This is a genomic window from Allotamlana fucoidanivorans, from assembly GCF_045788535.1.
Classification (GTDB): Bacteria; Bacteroidota; Bacteroidia; order Flavobacteriales; family Flavobacteriaceae; genus Allotamlana; species Allotamlana fucoidanivorans.
The window spans coordinates 3,960,789-3,977,588 of record NZ_CP074074.1; the positions used below are offsets into that span (position 1 = coordinate 3,960,789).

19 protein-coding genes are annotated in these 16,800 nt (G+C 33.8%); 10 read left to right on the top strand and 9 right to left on the bottom strand.

The window, feature by feature from the left end; genetic code table 11:
- Positions 1 to 72 precede the first annotated feature (72 nt).
- From KFZ70_RS16810 to KFZ70_RS16820, 3 genes are all read left to right on the top strand, one after another.
- Positions 73 to 978 (top strand): LysR family transcriptional regulator, encoded by a 906-nt coding sequence (locus KFZ70_RS16810; protein WP_139697719.1) that lies wholly within the window; start codon positions 73 to 75, stop codon positions 976 to 978.
- Between the two features lie 148 nt (positions 979 to 1,126).
- Positions 1,127 to 2,914 carry a DEAD/DEAH box helicase gene (locus KFZ70_RS16815; RefSeq protein ID WP_139697721.1) on the top strand — a complete coding sequence of 596 codons (1,788 nt, stop codon included), beginning with the start codon at positions 1,127 to 1,129 and terminating at the stop codon, positions 2,912 to 2,914.
- 101 nt (positions 2,915 to 3,015) lie between these two features.
- The gene (locus tag KFZ70_RS16820; RefSeq protein WP_139697722.1) at positions 3,016 to 3,792 is read left to right on the top strand and encodes a carboxypeptidase-like regulatory domain-containing protein; all 777 of its coding nucleotides are present in this window, start codon (positions 3,016 to 3,018) and stop codon (positions 3,790 to 3,792) included.
- A 57-nt stretch (positions 3,793 to 3,849) separates the two neighbouring features.
- On the opposite strand, the gene KFZ70_RS16825 is transcribed toward KFZ70_RS16820, so the two are convergent.
- Positions 3,850 to 4,224 carry a VOC family protein gene (locus tag KFZ70_RS16825; RefSeq protein WP_139697724.1) on the bottom strand — a complete coding sequence of 125 codons (375 nt, stop codon included), beginning with the start codon at positions 4,222 to 4,224 and terminating at the stop codon, positions 3,850 to 3,852.
- A gap of 40 nt (positions 4,225 to 4,264) precedes the next feature.
- Positions 4,265 to 4,921, bottom strand: a complete 657-nt coding sequence (locus KFZ70_RS16830) for an RNA methyltransferase (RefSeq protein WP_139697727.1) — start codon at positions 4,919 to 4,921, stop codon at positions 4,265 to 4,267.
- 86 nt (positions 4,922 to 5,007) lie between these two features.
- Here KFZ70_RS16830 and KFZ70_RS16835 point away from each other — a divergent pair, with 86 nt between their 5' ends.
- Positions 5,008 to 5,679 (top strand): NAD-dependent deacylase, encoded by a 672-nt coding sequence (locus tag KFZ70_RS16835; protein WP_139697728.1) that lies wholly within the window; start codon positions 5,008 to 5,010, stop codon positions 5,677 to 5,679.
- Here the strand turns inward: KFZ70_RS16835 and KFZ70_RS16840 are convergent, their stop codons facing one another.
- The gene (locus tag KFZ70_RS16840) at positions 5,680 to 6,924 is read right to left on the bottom strand and encodes a glycosyltransferase family 4 protein (protein ID WP_394344303.1); all 1,245 of its coding nucleotides are present in this window, start codon (positions 6,922 to 6,924) and stop codon (positions 5,680 to 5,682) included.
- An 8-nt stretch (positions 6,925 to 6,932) separates the two neighbouring features.
- A complete protein-coding gene (locus KFZ70_RS16845; protein WP_139697730.1) occupies positions 6,933 to 7,406 on the bottom strand; it encodes a heme-binding domain-containing protein in 474 nt (157 codons plus the stop codon).
- Positions 7,407 to 7,443: 37 nt separating this feature from the next.
- On the opposite strand from KFZ70_RS16845, the gene KFZ70_RS16850 reads away from it, so the two are divergent.
- The 3 genes from KFZ70_RS16850 (at position 7,444) to KFZ70_RS16860 (ending at position 9,647) form a co-directional block, all read left to right on the top strand.
- Entirely contained in the window at positions 7,444 to 8,034 is a 591-nt protein-coding gene (locus KFZ70_RS16850) for an adenylosuccinate lyase (RefSeq protein ID WP_139697732.1), read from the top strand.
- A gap of 62 nt (positions 8,035 to 8,096) precedes the next feature.
- The gene (purB, locus tag KFZ70_RS16855; protein WP_139697734.1) at positions 8,097 to 9,440 is read left to right on the top strand and encodes an adenylosuccinate lyase; all 1,344 of its coding nucleotides are present in this window, start codon (positions 8,097 to 8,099) and stop codon (positions 9,438 to 9,440) included.
- Between the two features lie 9 nt (positions 9,441 to 9,449).
- Positions 9,450 to 9,647 carry a hypothetical protein gene (locus tag KFZ70_RS16860; protein WP_139697736.1) on the top strand — a complete coding sequence of 66 codons (198 nt, stop codon included), beginning with the start codon at positions 9,450 to 9,452 and terminating at the stop codon, positions 9,645 to 9,647.
- A 49-nt stretch (positions 9,648 to 9,696) separates the two neighbouring features.
- On the opposite strand, the gene KFZ70_RS16865 is transcribed toward KFZ70_RS16860, so the two are convergent.
- The 4 genes from KFZ70_RS16865 to KFZ70_RS16880 are packed head-to-tail and all read right to left on the bottom strand — an operon-like array spanning position 9,697 to position 11,820.
- Positions 9,697 to 10,236, bottom strand: coding sequence for a DUF4252 domain-containing protein (locus tag KFZ70_RS16865; protein WP_139697738.1), 540 nt, complete (start codon positions 10,234 to 10,236; stop codon positions 9,697 to 9,699).
- 13 nt (positions 10,237 to 10,249) lie between these two features.
- Complete coding sequence (locus tag KFZ70_RS16870; protein WP_139697740.1) at positions 10,250 to 10,813, bottom strand: DUF4252 domain-containing protein; 564 nt, start codon at positions 10,811 to 10,813, stop codon at positions 10,250 to 10,252.
- 37 nt (positions 10,814 to 10,850) lie between these two features.
- Positions 10,851 to 11,324 (bottom strand): hypothetical protein, encoded by a 474-nt coding sequence (locus KFZ70_RS16875; protein ID WP_139697742.1) that lies wholly within the window; start codon positions 11,322 to 11,324, stop codon positions 10,851 to 10,853.
- Positions 11,311 to 11,820: an RNA polymerase sigma factor gene (locus KFZ70_RS16880; RefSeq protein ID WP_139697744.1), complete on the bottom strand. Its 510-nt coding sequence runs from the start codon at positions 11,818 to 11,820 to the stop codon at positions 11,311 to 11,313. Before KFZ70_RS16880 ends, KFZ70_RS16875 begins: the two co-directional genes overlap by 14 nt.
- 147 nt (positions 11,821 to 11,967) lie before the next feature.
- Between KFZ70_RS16880 and KFZ70_RS16885 the strand changes: the two genes are divergently transcribed.
- Genes KFZ70_RS16885 through KFZ70_RS16895 form a run of 3 tightly spaced genes read left to right on the top strand, consistent with a single transcriptional unit; the run spans position 11,968 to position 15,671 of the window.
- Entirely contained in the window at positions 11,968 to 13,485 is a 1,518-nt protein-coding gene (locus KFZ70_RS16885; RefSeq protein WP_139697745.1) for a S41 family peptidase, read from the top strand.
- Between the two features lie 30 nt (positions 13,486 to 13,515).
- Entirely contained in the window at positions 13,516 to 14,946 is a 1,431-nt protein-coding gene (locus KFZ70_RS16890; protein ID WP_139697747.1) for a S41 family peptidase, read from the top strand.
- An 11-nt stretch (positions 14,947 to 14,957) separates the two neighbouring features.
- A complete protein-coding gene (locus tag KFZ70_RS16895; RefSeq protein WP_139697749.1) occupies positions 14,958 to 15,671 on the top strand; it encodes a diphthine--ammonia ligase in 714 nt (237 codons plus the stop codon).
- A 57-nt stretch (positions 15,672 to 15,728) separates the two neighbouring features.
- Here KFZ70_RS16895 and KFZ70_RS16900 read toward each other — a convergent pair whose 3' ends face one another.
- Entirely contained in the window at positions 15,729 to 16,799 is a 1,071-nt protein-coding gene (locus tag KFZ70_RS16900; RefSeq protein WP_139697751.1) for a YncE family protein, read from the bottom strand.
- Between the last annotated feature and the right edge of the window lies 1 nt (position 16,800).

The following is a 16,800-nucleotide window of genomic DNA, read 5'->3' on the forward strand; positions in this document are numbered from 1 at the left end:
ATATATCGTTGTTACAAAATTATTCATAACTTTGATGCTTAACAAGACTAATATAATCAACAAATAATAACTTTGAGTTATCAATTAGAATACAGACATATTAAATATTTCTTAGCAGTTGCCGAGTTATTGCATTTTAGAAAGGCGGCAGACCATTTGTTCATATCCCAACCAGGGTTGAGTAGACAGATAAAAGACCTGGAAAATGGACTTGGCATCAAGTTGTTTGACAGACATAACCGACAAGTTAAATTGACACGAGCAGGAACATATTTAAAACAAGAACTATCAAAAAATTTAAAAAATCTTGATATCATATTCAATCATGCCAAATTATTAGCCGCTGGAAAACAGGGGCAACTAAAATTTGGCTATGTAGGTTCTGCCATGCAACATATTATCCCTCACCTTTTACTTTTGTTAAAAAAAGATCATCCTGGTGTTTTGTTCAATCTTAAGGAAATGGACAACCAAAAACAACTGGATAGTCTGTTAAACCAAGACATTGATATTGGATTTGTTAGGCTTGAGCGGATTCCTAGAGGCTTAAATCAAACCGCTGTACTATCAGAACCATTTTGTTTAGTATTACCTATAGCACACCAAATAAACGCATCAAACTTCAAAAACATGACTCAATTAAAGGGTGAATCTTTCATTCTCTTTGATCCCGAATATAGCGCTACCTACTATGAAAAAGTAATGGGCATTTTTGATGATTGTGGCTTTGCACCACTAGTATCTCACAATACCATCCATTCAGGGTCTATTTATAAATTAGTAGAAAATGGTTTTGGTGTATCTATTGTTCCTAAATCATTAAAAGACCTAAACAACCCTAATTTGAAGTTTATTGAACTCAATAACATTCCGCAAAGAACGGTTTTGTCTGCAGTTTGGAACAAAGAAAACAACAATCCTATTTTAACACATATTATTGATTTAATTCATAAGAATATCATAAATAAACGCTGTTGAAAAATAAAAGACTATCTTTGCCGCTTGAAACTTGAAAAAGAGTTTAAATTCCTCAGAGTGAGGATGTGTTACTAGAAGTTTAGGTTAAGTATGTCGATTCGCTTCTTATGTAACACTGCATAATGATAATCGCATACATAAAACAAGAATGAACACATTCCAAGATTTAGGTCTTAATAAGGACCTATTACAAGCTATTACAGATTTAGGGTTTACCCAACCTAGCGAAGTACAAGAAAAAGCTATCCCTATTCTATTAGGAGCAGAAGGTGATTTGGTTGCCTTGGCACAAACAGGAACTGGTAAAACAGCTGCTTTTGGTTTTCCAATGCTAGAAAAAATAGATTTAGACAGTAGAACAACCCAAGGTCTAATTCTATCACCAACCAGAGAACTTTGTTTACAAATTACCAACGAAATGAAACTGTATGGTAAGTATTGTAAAGGCTTAAATGTTGCGGCTGTGTACGGTGGCGCTAGTATTACCGAGCAAGCACGCGAAGTAAAACGTGGTGCTCAAATTATAGTAGCTACGCCTGGGCGCATGAAAGATATGATTAGCCGTCGTTTGGTTGACATTACAAAAATTCAATATGCTGTTTTAGATGAGGCGGATGAAATGTTAAACATGGGCTTTAAAGAAGATATTACAGATATTTTATCTCATACTCCAGCCGATAAAAGTACCTGGTTATTTTCGGCAACTATGCCAAAAGAGGTGGCTGCGATTGCCAAAAACTTTATGCACAACCCACAAGAGATTACGGTTGGCAGAAAAAATGAAAGCACCACTAATGTATCACATGAATACTATTTAGTGAATGCTAGAGATAGATATCAAGCCTTGAAACGTTTAGCCGATGCCAATCCCGATATTTTTTCAGTTGTATTCTGCAGAACGAAACGCGATACCCAAAAAGTAGCCGAACAACTTATTGAAGATGGTTATAACGCAGGTGCTTTACATGGCGATTTAAGTCAGAATCAGCGTGACCTTGTCATGAATGCCTTCAGAAAAAATCAAATTCAAATGCTTGTGGCTACCGATGTTGCTGCGCGCGGTATTGATGTTGATGATGTTACTCACGTAATTAACTACCAATTACCCGATGAAATTGAAACCTATACACACCGCTCAGGAAGAACAGGTAGAGCTGGAAAAACAGGAGTTTCAATGGTGATTGTTTCAAAAAGTGAGGTACGCAAAATTAAAAGTATAGAGCGTATTATTAAACGTCAATTTGAAAAGAAAGAGATTCCTGATGGCATAGAGATTTGCGAGGTACAACTAATGTCACTCGCCAATAAAATTCACAATACAGAAATCAATCATGAAATTGATAAATACTTAAACAGCATTAACCAACTTTTTGCTGATACGACGAAGGATGAATTGATAAAGAAATTTTTCTCCGTAGAGTTTACGCGCTTTTACAACTATTACAAAAAAACCAAAAACCTTAATGTTTCAGAAAGTTCTCAAGAGGAACAAACACATTTCGATGGTAAAAACTCAACACGATATTTTATCAATGTAGGCGGAAAAGATGGTTTTGATTGGATGAAGCTAAAAGACTTCTTAAAAGAACAATTAAACCTTGGTAGAGACGATATTTTTAAAGTAGAAACTAAAGACAGTTTTTCATTTTTCAATACTGAAAACGAATTAAAAGATAAAGTTTTAGAACACTTTACCGACTTTAAACACGAAGGCCGCTTTGTAAATGTTGAAGTTTCGGAAAACCGTGGCCGTAGTGGTGGTGGGAGACGCGATAGAAAGGGCGGTAAACGTAGTGGCGCAAAACGCGATAGAGAGGATAGAAAAGGAGCATCAAATAATAGGTCAGACAAACGCCGTACGGAAGGAAAATCAAAACCAAGAAGATCTAATTCAGGAGATTTTGCCAGTTCAAGACCAAGACGTTCCAGACGATAAATGAAACTATAATTGTTAATTTTTAGTCAAAAACAAATTATAGAAAGCACTGCTAAAATTTTCTTTAGTACTTTTATAACAAAATTGGCTTAAGTTCCTCAATGAAAAAACACCTTGTATTCATACTAGTTTTATTAATCTCAGCGCTTGCAATGGCTCAAGAGGATGGCAGGGTGTTTGGTGTTGTAATCAATGCATCAGATGATTCGCCGCTGGAAAGTGTTAATATAGTTAACCTAAACCAAGTTATCGGTACAACAACCAACGATAAAGGAGAGTTTTCAATTTCCGCTCGGGTAAATGACACTCTTCATCTTTCATATTTGGGCTTTAAATCGATAAAAGTACGTGTAACCAATGATTGGTTAAAATTTGGGAGTTCCAATATTGAATTGACTGAGTTGGCTTTGGCTCTAGAGGAAGTTGTTGTAAATCAATTAAAACTAACAGGGTATCTAGAGGTTGATATTAAGCAAGTTCCGGCACCAAATGACAATTACCGTTACAGTATTTCGGGGTTGCAAGGCACGGGTTATGAAGCCAGCAAAAAATCTGGATTGACTAAAGTGATAGGGTCCATTTTTAATCCAGCCGATTTTTTACATCGCATGTTTGGCAAAAAACCCAACGAGATGAAAAAACTCAAAAAGATGAAAGAGGATGATAAAATTAGAAACTTACTTGCTTCACGCTTTGATCGCGAAATGTTGATGGTTTTACTTCAAGTAGACCGAGTTGATTTAGATGAAATAGTAAGCCAATGTAATTATTCTGCAGGTTTTATTCAAACGGCCAATGATTTACAAATATTAGATGCTATAAGTGAGTGTTATGAAGAGTATAAATTGTTAAGCCGGGGCAGAAGTAGAAAAATTTAAACCTCGTGTTTTAAAGTATAAGCTAAGTGGAAAACAGACATCTTGTTTTCCACTTTTTTATTTTTGAGAATGTAGTGCCACTCTATTGCCTTCACTATCAATAAAAACACCCATAAACCCATGTTCTGGAGAAATTTGCGTTTTTGGCTGATAAATTTTTCCACCAGCTGCAACGACTCTATCTAATTCCTTTTGAACGTCATCACTCATAAAATAAATCAAAACACCTTCTTGGCTCGGTATATATGATTCCTGTTTTATTAAAGTACCAGCTGCACCTTCCTTACCTTCTTCAAAAGGAAACCACCCCATAAGCAAGCCTCCTAAATCATGAACAGAAATTTGCAATTGAAAAACCTGCTCATAAAACTGTTTGGCCCGCGCCATATCAGACACAGGAATTTCAAACCATCCCACCATATTTCGTTTCATAACCTCCAAAAATTAAATTAACCTTTACAAATTACAATTTTTATTTGTCATTATGATACCGCTCCAAAATCTCATCAAAACTTTTAATAGTCTTCTTACACCAATCAAAACGTTTTTCAAACACTTCTAATTCAGTCAGTTTCCAATCTATATCAGATTGTCTCAATTTTGATGTAACATGCTGTAAAATTATAGCGGCAGAGACCGAAATATTCAAGCTTTCGGTAAATCCATACATGGGTATTTTTAAAAAACAATCGGCTGTATTTATTACCTCATCAGACAAACCCTCTGTTTCTCTTCCGAAGAAAAAACAAGATTTTTTAGTAAAATCAAAATCCTGCAAATTACAATCTTCGTTATGAGGCGTTGTTGCAACTATTTGATACCCTTTTTGCTTTAATTCTGAAACACATTGCTTCACAGAATGGTACCTGTTTAAATCTACCCATTTCTGTGCTCCCATAGCTATTTCCCTGTCAATTCGTTTTGTATTTTGTTCTTCAACTATATTGACTTCTTGAATACCAAACACATCGCAACTTCTTATCACAGCGCTGGTATTATGTAACTGATACACATCCTCAGTTGCTACAGTAAAATGTTTAGTGCGTTCTGAAAGCACCTTTTTAAAACGTAATTTTCTTGATGCCGTAAGGTAAGATTCTAGATGTTCTAGGAGTTTTAAGTCTATCATAGTTCAAAATTAGTAAAGTTTTATACTTTGAGTTGAATTTGGAACCATAAAACTTTTATATTTAATCTTAAATTTTAACAAAAACCATGAAACATTTAGTTGTATTAACTGGCGCTGGAATGAGTGCTGAAAGTGGTATAAAAACCTTTAGAGATGCTGATGGTTTATGGGAAGGACATGATGTTATGGAAGTAGCTACGCCAGAAGGTTTTGCACAGAATCCCGAACTGGTTTTACAGTTTTACAACCAACGCCGCAAACAACTATTTGACGTTGCCCCAAACATAGCACATTACACATTAGCCGAATTAGAAAAGCGATTTAAAGTAAGTATTATTACCCAAAACGTAGATGATTTACATGAAAGGGCGGGTAGCTCTAATGTGATTCACTTACACGGGGAATTGCTAAAAGTAAGAAGCACATATGACCGTAATGATGTTAAGGACTGGCATACAGATTTAGTGTTAGGTGATACCTGCAAAAAAGGGTACCAGTTGCGTCCGCATATTGTATGGTTTGGCGAAGATGTTCCCATGATAGAAAAAGCTGCTAGTATTTGTGAAACTGCCGATATTTTAGTGATTATAGGTACCTCCATGCAAGTGTACCCAGCTGCAGGCTTAAAGAACTACGTACCCCACAATACACCTATTTATTTTATTGATCCTAACCCTAATATTGAAAGCATGCGCACTTTAACTGTTATTGCCGAAAAAGCTAGTACTGGCATTAAACAGCTTGAAGCTTTACTATAACTAGATTTTACGATTCTTGGCTTCAATCCATTTACTCATAAACTTAGTACTCTGTAAAGTATGATGCATTAACATTTGTCCTGTAAAATTGTTCTGTCTTCGCCCCTGTAACTCTTGACTAACTGTATTGAGATGTTCTATAAAAAGCGCTTGAAACTGGTCTTTATTAAATCGGTTATTGATAATTTGAAATCCGTTACTTTGTTTTTCTTCCCATACCGATTTATCTTCATAGAGTAATACGGCATTTTCAACAAAATCATTAATCTCATCTGCCACAAATCCGTTAGGGCCAAAATCGCCAAACATACCTTCTGCCCCAACGGATGTAGTTACACTTGGCGCACCATTTACCATGGCATCTATTAATTTTCCTTTTAATCCAGCGCCAAATCGTAAAGGTGCCAAACAAACCTTTGCTTGCTTCATAACGTTGTGAGCATCAACTGCAAAACCTTTTATGATAAAGCCTGATTTTTCGTGATGGTGTTGTTTAGCTTTTTGTTGTACATAAGCCCCATAAACATGAAGTTCTGCTTGAGGCAAACGTTTCCTTATTAAAGGCCATAACGTTTCTTTTAAATATAAAACAGCATTGTAATTGGGTTCATGCAAAAAATTACCTATGGTTATAAAATGAGTTCTTTCATCAAATTTTGGAAGATTTTGTTGCTCATCTTTTGTTAAAGCATCTAGCATAAAAGGAAGGTAAAATAACAATGATTCATCTACTCTAAAATCTAATTTCAGTATATCCATTTCTGCTTCAGAAATAATCAAACTCAAATCACATCTGTAAATACTGGCTATTTCACGCTTAGCAACGTAATTAAAAAGCGTATTCAAACTAAACGCTTGATTAGCTTTAAAGGCCTCATGCCTACCTTTTCTTAAACAATGAAGATCTTCGGTATCAAGAATTCTTAAAGCATTCGGACAGTTTTCAGCAACCCGCCAACCAAACTGCTCTTCAATCATAAACCGATCAAACAAAACAACATTTGGGTTTAATCGCTTTATAAAATCATCAAAACTTGAACTGTTTAATTCTATAGCTACTGTAGTTACACCTATACTTTCTAAATTAAAAGCATTATCGGTTTTAGCACATGCCGTAGCAAAGGTTATGTTAAAACTGGCTTGCTTAAACGTTTCAATAAGTTGCAGCATTCTACTACCTGCGGCTGAACTTTTAGGTTCAGGCCATACAAAACCAATAATTAAAAGGTGTTTTGGCACGTTTATAACTAAATTTATTCTGGCTTAGGTTCTAGATCATATTTAAATCGAACCATTTCTGCCCAATTTACCACAGCTTGTATTTGTGCATCTGTTAATTTGGCTTCAGCGTGCGTCCAAGTATACGATTTTAAAGGCATACTTTTAGCTTCAACCATTTCAATTAATTCTTCAAACTTATGATCTTTCTTCTTTGTTGAATTGCCTACCCAATTAGACACATTAAAATGTTTTTTACCATCCTTTATATGTCCTGCCAACCAATAATTAACAGGGGTGATCTTGTTATACCAAGGATAACGTGTAACATCACTGTGACAGTCATAACAGGTTTCCTTAAGAATCAATTTAACATCTTCTGGCGGGTTTGTTTCAACTAAAAATGGTTCTATAGATTTTAAATCACCCTGGTTTTTATCTGGCCCAAAGAACTGAGCTACTAAAAACAATAATAAAACTGCTAAAAGTACTTTTTTTACTAATTTCATTTTAATTAGATTTAGTGTTTAAAAATAAGAAAAGCATTTGACTACTAAAGAACTTTACAGCGAATTAAATTATGTGAATCATTCACGAGAGAAACGACATTATTATGCTAATTTACTTTTAAATCGTTCAGACCTTATCCCCACATTATTAGATATTTTATTTAGCATTAATGATAAAACATCTACAAAAGCAGCCTGGGTGTTTGAATTTATGTGCAGCCTTGATATACACTGCATTATGCCTTATTTAGATAGGTTTACAGCTAATATAAAACATGTACATTTTGATTCATCCGTGCGCCCTTTAGCTAAAATTTGCGAAACACTTATTGAGGCTTATTACAACAAAAAAGACCCAAAAATAAAACAGCATTTAACCGAAACACATAAAAAACGCATCACTGCAATCTGCTTTGATTTTATGATAAACGATGAAAAAGTGGCTGTAAAAGCCTACAGTATGACTACGCTTTTTTTTCTAGGTACAGAATATGAATGGATTCATCCTGAATTAGAACTAATACTAAAACGTGATTATACTAACCAAAGTGCCGCTTTTAAAGCTAGAGCTAGGCATGTAATGCAGCGTATAACAAAAACCAGGCATTCCAATAAAAATCTTAAGTAATTCATCTTCAAACTTCGGTGTAAAAATCATATCTTTGCATGCTTTAAAAACAAACAAAAGATATGTCTTTATCAGCATTAAACGCCATCTCTCCTATTGACGGAAGATATAGAAGTAAAGCTAGTGAGCTAGCACCTTATTTTTCAGAAGAAGCCTTAATTAAATACCGTGTTTTAGTTGAAATAGAATACTTTATAGCGTTATGTGAAATTCCTTTACCTCAATTACAGTCGGTAAACTCATCTATTTTTGATGACTTAAGAGCTATATATGAATCGTTCTCATCTGAAGATGCTTTAGCGATTAAAAAAATAGAAAGTGTTACCAACCATGATGTAAAGGCCGTTGAATACTTTATAAAAGAAAAATTTGATGAGTTAGGTTTAGCCGAATACAAAGAGTTTATCCACTTTGGATTAACCTCACAAGACATTAACAATACAGCTATTCCGTTAAGTATTAAAGAGGCCATTAACGATGTTTATGTTCCTGAATACACCGTGGTTTTAAATAAACTAGAGGCCTTATCAAAAGAATGGGCTCAAGTTTCAATGTTGGCACGCACACATGGGCAACCCGCTTCACCAACGCGTTTAGGAAAAGAATTTGAAGTTTTTGTAACCCGCTTAAAAGAGCAATTTAATTTGTTAAATGACATACCTAGTGCTGCTAAATTTGGTGGAGCTACTGGTAATTTTAATGCGCATCACGTAGCTTACCCAGATATTGATTGGAAAGCATTTGGCGCCAAGTTTGTTCAAGAAAAATTAGGCTTGTATCACTCCTTTCCTACCACGCAAATTGAGCATTACGATCATATGGCCGCCTTATTTGATGCCTTAAAACGTATTAATACCATTCTAATTGATTTAGACAGAGATATTTGGACGTATGTATCTATGGACTACTTCAAACAAAAAATAAAAGCTGGTGAGGTAGGTAGCTCGGCTATGCCGCATAAAGTAAATCCTATTGATTTTGAAAATTCTGAAGGTAACTTAGGTATTGCCAATGCTATTTTTGAGCACTTGGCCGCTAAATTGCCTGTTTCAAGACTTCAAAGAGATTTGACCGACAGTACCGTTTTAAGAAACGTTGGTGTACCTTTTGGGCATACCATAATTGGTTTTAAATCAACTTTAAAAGGGTTAGACAAGCTCTTACTCAATGAAAATAAGTTTGCTGAAGATTTAGAAAATAACTGGGCTGTTGTAGCTGAAGCCATTCAAACTATTTTGAGACGAGAAGGCTACCCGAACCCTTATGAAGCTTTAAAAGGCTTAACTAGAACAAATACAAAGATAAATCAAGACTCTATTTCAAATTTTATTGATACCTTAGAGGTTTCAAACACAATAAAGGAAGAATTAAAACGTATTACACCTAGTAATTACACTGGAATTTAATAGCTCTCAATGTTAAACGACAAGCAATCTTTACTTTTAACTGGTCTCATGGTAGGCGGTATTTTTGTTTTTGGAATACTTGATATTTTAGATAATTTTATGGTTTTAACGGCATTAACTATTATGTTTTTTACCATTATAATAAATATGTTTTCGTTTTTAAAAAAATCGAAAGATATTCCGAAAGAAGAAAATCAAGATAAATAAGAAAAAAAGCTTCCAAAAACAGGAAGCTTTTTTTACGTGTTTTAAATTTTTACTTGAAAAAATTCATAATATCATCTAATTGTTTTTCTTGAATATTGGCTTTTTGCAGGGCATGAATAAGTGTTACCATTTTATCTGGACTCATATTATCACCTAATACTCGTACAATGCCAAACCCCATGTCTTTAGAGCTGCCAAACAATACAATTTCATCGGCTTCATCATCAGTGCCTATATATTTAACAGATATTTTATTTCCTTTATCTCGTAATTCCATCAGTTCTTGATATTTTGAATCGCTTAAAATTCGATTCACTTCTGCTAGTTCTGCATTGAATTGTTCTACATTATCATCGGATGCTTTATATCCTAAGAAATTTAATTTATCAACAGATGCATAAGCTTCTTTCTGCTCTTCACTAAACTGAGACTTGTCTATTTCAATCATTGACAACGGAAAGTCCTGAGAAATAAAATTCTTTGTTTCTTGATGCTCTACATAATACCCCTGTAAGCTTCCGCTATTACCACAGTTAACTAATATAACTGCGGTGAATAACGATAGAAAATGTTTGATTGTTCGTTTCATGATTATGAGTTAATTACTTTCCTTTTTCTAGATGTTTTCCACCAGGAATATTCATTTTATCGGTTAATTTTGAAATTTCATTAAGGTCAATATCTCCAGTAAGTGATACCACAACGGTTTCAATTTTTCTGTTCTCACCATTAATTTCAACACCCTGACCTTTCATAGCTTTATCAATACCATTAACAAAGATTAAAAGTTCTTTCACATGATCTGCATCTTTTCCTTCTTTTACATAAAATTTAACTTCAGTACCATCATCTTTTACTTCCATTAACTCTTCTAAACTGCTCGATTTTGATTTTACCCAACTTGAAATATCGCCTGCAATATCTTTATTGTCTGTCACAATAGTTTTAAAGCTGGTAATGCTTTTAACCATATCCATATAAGCTTGAGCTTCGGCATCTTCAACATCAATACCCATTTTGGCTATCATTTGAAACATCTTAGGTTTTATGGATACATAGGTAACATCTGTGTTATCATTGTATTTCTCAAAAATATCTTTTTGAGCCATTCCTGCTAATGGTAATAACATAACAGCTATTATCCATACTATTAATCTTTTGTTCATTGCTTTGCTATTTAATGTATTTAAAATATTCATTGTTTTAGTTTTTAAAAATTATACGTGTTGAATTTTCAATTTCGTTAAGATACCCTAAGGTAGATGTACCTTTGTTAACTTCATTAAGATATCCTACCGTTGCGGTACCTTTATTAAATTGATTAGAGATTAACTCCATAGATTTTGAAAATTCGTTAAAGGCCAATTGCGGATCATCATAAGTACCTAAATCATTTGAATGATTTACTTTACCTATATAAAATCCTATCATAAGAACAATCACGGCTGCAACAGAAATCCACTTGTAATTAAAATTTTGCTTTGTTTTTAATGGAACGTCTTTGGTAAACTGTTCTTTCTGATTAGCTAAAAAATATGTAAACATAGGTTTGTACATCTCTAATTGCGGAGCTACATTGCTGCCGGAAAAATAGTTTTTCAACACTTGCTCTTCTTTTAGAGAAGTTTCCCCGTTTTCATATTTTTCAAGTAATTTTTCTATATTATTTAATACCATAATTATGTGTATTAGTTAATTTTTCTCTTATTGTTTTTCTTGCCCTTGACAAAGCCACTCTAACTGCTGTATTATTCATATCTAACATTTTAGCTATCTCATCAAAATCATATTCTTCTATATCTCTAAGTTGAATAATTAGGCGCTGTTGTTCAGGTAACGCTTCAATAATTTTCTCAACCCAATGTACACTATCATTTAATTCAACTTGTTTTTGTAAAGCCGTTTGTTTATCCTCATAATTACTGTGCACAATTTTTAAATTTTGCGCTTGCTTCGATTTTAACTTATCAAAACAATAATTCTTGGTCATGGTCATTGAAAAGGCTTCCACATTTTTATACTCTTGAATTTTTGCTTTATTGTTCCATAATTTAATAAGGACTTCTTGCGTGGCATCCTCTGCTTCCTCTGTTGATACTAGTAATCGCTTAGCTAAACGAAATACCTTGTCTTTAAAGGGTGTTACAATATTTAAAAACTCTAATTGAGTCATTCTAATAGTATTGGCTTGGTTAAATATAGCTTAGTTAAGGCTATTTGATATTACGACGATCATAAATCAGTTTTGTTACAAATATTTTTTTTAACACAATAATGTAAGTATTTTTAAAGTTTTTAAGACTACTTACATAAAAATAGCATGAAATACTTTAAACCTCTTCCGTTCCTACTTGTTCTAATACTTTCACTTAGTCTAGCTCTTAGTTGTAGTAAAAATGACGACAATGTTTTAATTGAAGAAAAAGAAGAATATGTACCTGTTACGCTAGACAATGAAATACATGATTTTATTTGGCAAGGCATGAATGAAATCTATCTATGGCAAAGTGTTGTTCCTAATTTAAGCAACAATAAGTTTTCCACTTTTGATGACTATTATACATTTTTAAATTCATATAACACACCCGAAAGCTTATTTGATGCTCTACTTTACAAAAAAGATGAAGTTGACAAATTTAGTTTTATTGTTGATGATTATGTGGCATTAGAAAAATCGTTTCAGGGCACTACCAAAACAAATGGCTTAGATTATAGATTGGTTAGATTAAGCGGATCAAATAACATATTTGGATATGTTAGGTATGTAGCAAACAATTCTGATGCGGCGTCAAAAGATATAAAAAGAGGGGACTTATTTCTAACCGTTGATAATCAACAACTAACTATAAACAATTATGAAAGTTTGCTTTTTGGGTCTAAAGACACTTATACCCTAGGAATGGCCGAAATAACCAATAATACTATAACCTCTAATGGCAAAACAGTAACCTTGACTAAAACAGAATTTACTGAAAACCCGATTCATATTGCTAAAGTGATAGAATCTAACGGCACGAAAATAGGGTATATAATGTATAATGGTTTTACGAGTAATTTTAATACCGACTTAAATAACACATTTGGTGATTTTAAAACCCAAGGTATTAATGAATTGGTTCTAGACTTTAGATACAACCCTGGAGGTAGTGTTAATACAGCCATTGAATTATGTAGTATGATTACTGGACAGTTTTTAAATGATGTAATAATTAAACAACAATGGAACTCAAAATATCAAAATTATTTTGAGGCTAATGCCCCAGAAAGCCTGGTTGACCGTTTTACTGATAAAATGTCTGATGGTACTTTAATTAATTCTCTCAACCTTAATAGAGTTTATATTTTAACAACTTCGGGGACAGCCTCTGCCAGTGAGTTAATTATAAATGGACTGGCACCTTACATTGATGTTGTACAAATAGGGACTAATACTACAGGAAAATATACCGCATCTGTTACCTTATATGATTCTGAAAATTTTGGTAGAGAGGAGGCCAATCCAAATCACACCTATGCTATTCAACCCTTGGTTTATAAGTCGGCTAATGCAAATGGTGTCACAGATTACTTTAATGGTTTAGCACCAGATTATCCAATAACCTACCAAAATAGTTCAGGGCAACTATTTGAGGGAGAAAACATTATTAATTTAGGTGTTTTAGGAGACATGAATGAACCTTTCTTAGCCAAAGCAATTGATTTGATTAATGGTGGAACTACCAAATTTTTTGAGTCATCAAAAGATGTAAAAGGTGTAAGCATAGAACATATTGCTGAATCAAATGACTTTAAACCTTTAGGCAAAGGCATGTATTCCAATTTTAAAAAAATGGAGTAATTTCAGCTATCTCACCTAAGAATTAAAAACATGAAAAGAATAAAAGCCCCAATTATCTTCGTTTTAATGATAATGCTCTGTGTGAGTTGTTTTGAAGATAATGATGATAATGGTGTATCAATAACAGACATCAATGATTTTGTCTGGCAAGGCATGAATGCCTTTTACCTCTATTTAGAACACATTCCAGATTTAGCTAACGACAGATTTTCAAGTAATGATGCGTATGTCAATTACTTAAATGGTTTTAATCGTCCTGAAGATTTGTTTGAAAGTCTTATTTACAAAAGAGAAACAGTTGACAGATTTAGTTGGATTGTTGACGACTATTTAGAGCTTGAACGTTTATTTGAAGGGACTCGAGGCACAAACGGACTAGAATTTAACTTTTACCAATCACCTAATAGTGATACAGATGCTTTTGGTGTTATTCGTTTAGTGTTACCTGGAAGTCCTGCCGCTAAAACGGTTCTAAAACGGGGTGACATTATTTATGGTATAGACGGTATAAAATTAACCACTAGTAATCTGGCCTCCTTATTTAATCAAAATTCATATACGCTTAATTTAGGAGTGTATAATGATCATAACACTCCTGAAGAATCAGATGACACCATTGATCCTATTGATGTAAATATCACTTTAAACAAAGTTATATATACTGAAAACCCCATCTTTAAAACAGCAACGTTCAATATTGGCGGACAAAATATAGGATACCTTATGTATAATGGATTTATAAAAGGATCTGAGGAACAATTAAATAGCGTTTTTGCAGATTTTAAATCGAAAAATGTACAGCGATTAGTATTAGACTTAAGATACAATCCAGGAGGCTCTGTATTAACAACAGCGTATTTAGCCAGTATGATTACAGGGCAATTCACGGGAGAAATTTTTGAAAAACTGAGATATAATAAAAATCAAACAGGAAATAATTTTGATTACCTATTCTACAATGAATTACCTTCAGAAGCTTCCATTAACTCTATAGGCCTGAACAAATTATACATTTTAGCTACAGGCTCATCTGCTTCAGCAAGCGAGGGGCTAATTAATGGGTTGCGTCCCTATATTGAAGTGATACATCTAGGCTCTAATACCGTTGGTAAAACACAGGCTTCACGAACCCTTTATGACTCGCCTGATTTTACACGAGAAGGTGCTAACCCTACGCACACCTATGCCATGCAACCTTTAATTGCTGAAGGATTAAATAAAAATGATGAAAAAGTTCCTGAAACAGGTTTGGTTCCAAGCATAGGGTTTGAATACAAAGAGAACGCTACCAATTATGGGGTTTTAGGTGATCCTGAAGAGCCCATGTTAGCTCTTGCTCTAGCGGCCATTAATAATAGTACAGCTAAAGTATCCCGCATTAAATCACAAACAAAAGATTTAGATCTTATTTTAGAGAGTAACACCTTTAATCCTTATGAAGGTGGTATGTATATTGACTAAAACCTAAGGTATTGAGCAAAAACAAAACCTACTTTAACTGGAGCACAGGAAAAGATTCAGCCTTGGCGCTTTATCATCTGCTGCAAAATGAGAATTACATCATTGATGAATTAATTACTACCATTAATAGTCATTATAATCGAGTGTCTATGCATGGTTTAAGAAAAGAATTCCTTACCGCTCAAACCAAAGCTTTAAACATAAAAGCGAGTTTAATAGAGCTTCCTGAAATGCCCAGTATGGAAGTTTATGAGCAAAAAATGAATGACACTGTTTCTAGGCTTAAAACGGAAGGATTTACCCATAGTGCTTTCGGTGATATTTTTTTAGAAGATTTAAGAGAATACCGCGAAGAACAACTAGCCAAAAAAGGTTTTAAAGCCATTTTTCCTTTATGGAAAAGAGACACTAAAGCGCTTTTAAATGAGTTTTTAGACTTAGGTTTTAAAACTGTTATTGTTTGCGCCAATTCAAAATATTTTGATGAAGATTTTGTAGGCACTGTGATTGATAAAAACTTTATAGATAAGCTCCCAAAAGGTGTAGACCCTTGTGGTGAAAATGGAGAATTTCATACCTTCTGTTTCGACGGGCCTATTTTTAAAAATCCGATACCTTATACCCTTGGTGAAAAAATATACCGCGAATACGACAATCCAAATACTGATGGTTCGGTTTGTAAATCTAACAAATACGGCGTTTGGTATTGTGATTTAATTCCATAAAAAAATGCCACCTAAAAAGTGGCATTTTAAATAAAGTAGATTACTTCAAGGCTCTGATTAATTGAAATATATTTTTGATGCCCCTAAAGCCACTTCTTTAGAGTCTATTTTTTCCTGAGTTGTTACATCATAAATATTCAATGTGCTCACATCTGAAAACGATGTGTTTGTTGCATATATACGATTATCTTCAACTTCCATAGCGTAAAGATACCCTTCAGCTGTAAGTATAGAAGAACTTGGTAATGCGGTTGCCTCTGCATTCATTTTAAAAATAGCTCCATTTAAGGCATAGTAAATCATATCGTCCTCATAAACCATTAGTGATGGGTGCTCGCCTTCTTCAAATGTTAATTCTAAATCAACCGATAAGGAACTTGTATTAATCATAGAAATACCTGCCTGTGTGTGTCCTGTAACATTCCAACTGGCATCATACAATGTTCTTCCTTCCGATAAAACAACTAATGCTCCTGAATCACTAAAAAATAATTCATCTGGTCTATCTTTTACTACTATTTCCTTTACACTATCATCGTTTATTGATATTACAGAAATGACATTATTGTTTGTATAAGCACCTTTATGAGACACAAATAATTTACCATCTTTTTCTATAATACGTTCTGGGCCATTACTAACCGATATTGTTTTTATGAGCTGCAAACTATTTAAATCAATAACAGCCACAAAATCGTCCGTTTCATCCACAGCAGCCCCCCAGTTGGTTACATAGGCCTTATCACCAACCACGGTTAAAAACCTTGGGGTTGCTAAACCTGTTGTAATTTCGCCTTCTTTTTTAAAGGTATACCTATCTACTACCGTAATAGTATTAGAATTATCAACCACAATAAAAGCTTTTGCCTTTGAAAAAGCCATAGACTGAAGAAACGTACCTAATTCAGTCCCATTGACTTTTTTATAAATAAGGTTTTCAGAGTCACTAAAATCATTTGCAATAAAAGATATGGATCCTGTTCCTGCTCCTGAACCTTCACCACTTACCAAAATACCATTTTCATAATCGCCTTTTGGAAATACCGTATCGTCATCATCTTGAGAACATGATTGTAGCAGCAACAAGCTTAAAATGAACAGTTTAAAAATTAACTTACTAAGTTTCATA

Bases quoted from the DNA above. Each gene is read 5' to 3' on its own strand.
- KFZ70_RS16880 (WP_139697744.1), bottom strand. From the start codon at position 11,820: ATGACTCAATTAGAGTTTTTAAATATTGTAACACCCTTTAAAGACAAG.
- KFZ70_RS16865 (WP_139697738.1), bottom strand. From the start codon at position 10,236: ATGAAACGAACAATCAAACATTTTCTATCGTTATTCACCGCAGTTATA.
- KFZ70_RS16815 (WP_139697721.1), top strand. From the start codon at position 1,127: ATGAACACATTCCAAGATTTAGGTCTTAATAAGGACCTATTACAAGCT.
- KFZ70_RS16825 (WP_139697724.1), bottom strand. From the start codon at position 4,224: ATGAAACGAAATATGGTGGGATGGTTTGAAATTCCTGTGTCTGATATG.
- KFZ70_RS16875 (WP_139697742.1), bottom strand. From the start codon at position 11,324: ATGGTATTAAATAATATAGAAAAATTACTTGAAAAATATGAAAACGGG.
- KFZ70_RS16820 (WP_139697722.1), top strand. From the start codon at position 3,016: ATGAAAAAACACCTTGTATTCATACTAGTTTTATTAATCTCAGCGCTT.
- purB (WP_139697734.1), top strand. From the start codon at position 8,097: ATGTCTTTATCAGCATTAAACGCCATCTCTCCTATTGACGGAAGATAT.
- KFZ70_RS16890 (WP_139697747.1), top strand. From the start codon at position 13,516: ATGAAAAGAATAAAAGCCCCAATTATCTTCGTTTTAATGATAATGCTC.
- KFZ70_RS16830 (WP_139697727.1), bottom strand. From the start codon at position 4,921: ATGATAGACTTAAAACTCCTAGAACATCTAGAATCTTACCTTACGGCA.
- KFZ70_RS16835 (WP_139697728.1), top strand. From the start codon at position 5,008: ATGAAACATTTAGTTGTATTAACTGGCGCTGGAATGAGTGCTGAAAGT.
- KFZ70_RS16860 (WP_139697736.1), top strand. From the start codon at position 9,450: ATGTTAAACGACAAGCAATCTTTACTTTTAACTGGTCTCATGGTAGGC.
- KFZ70_RS16845 (WP_139697730.1), bottom strand. From the start codon at position 7,406: ATGAAATTAGTAAAAAAAGTACTTTTAGCAGTTTTATTATTGTTTTTA.
- KFZ70_RS16870 (WP_139697740.1), bottom strand. From the start codon at position 10,813: ATGAACAAAAGATTAATAGTATGGATAATAGCTGTTATGTTATTACCA.
- KFZ70_RS16885 (WP_139697745.1), top strand. From the start codon at position 11,968: ATGAAATACTTTAAACCTCTTCCGTTCCTACTTGTTCTAATACTTTCA.
- KFZ70_RS16900 (WP_139697751.1), bottom strand. From the start codon at position 16,799: ATGAAACTTAGTAAGTTAATTTTTAAACTGTTCATTTTAAGCTTGTTG.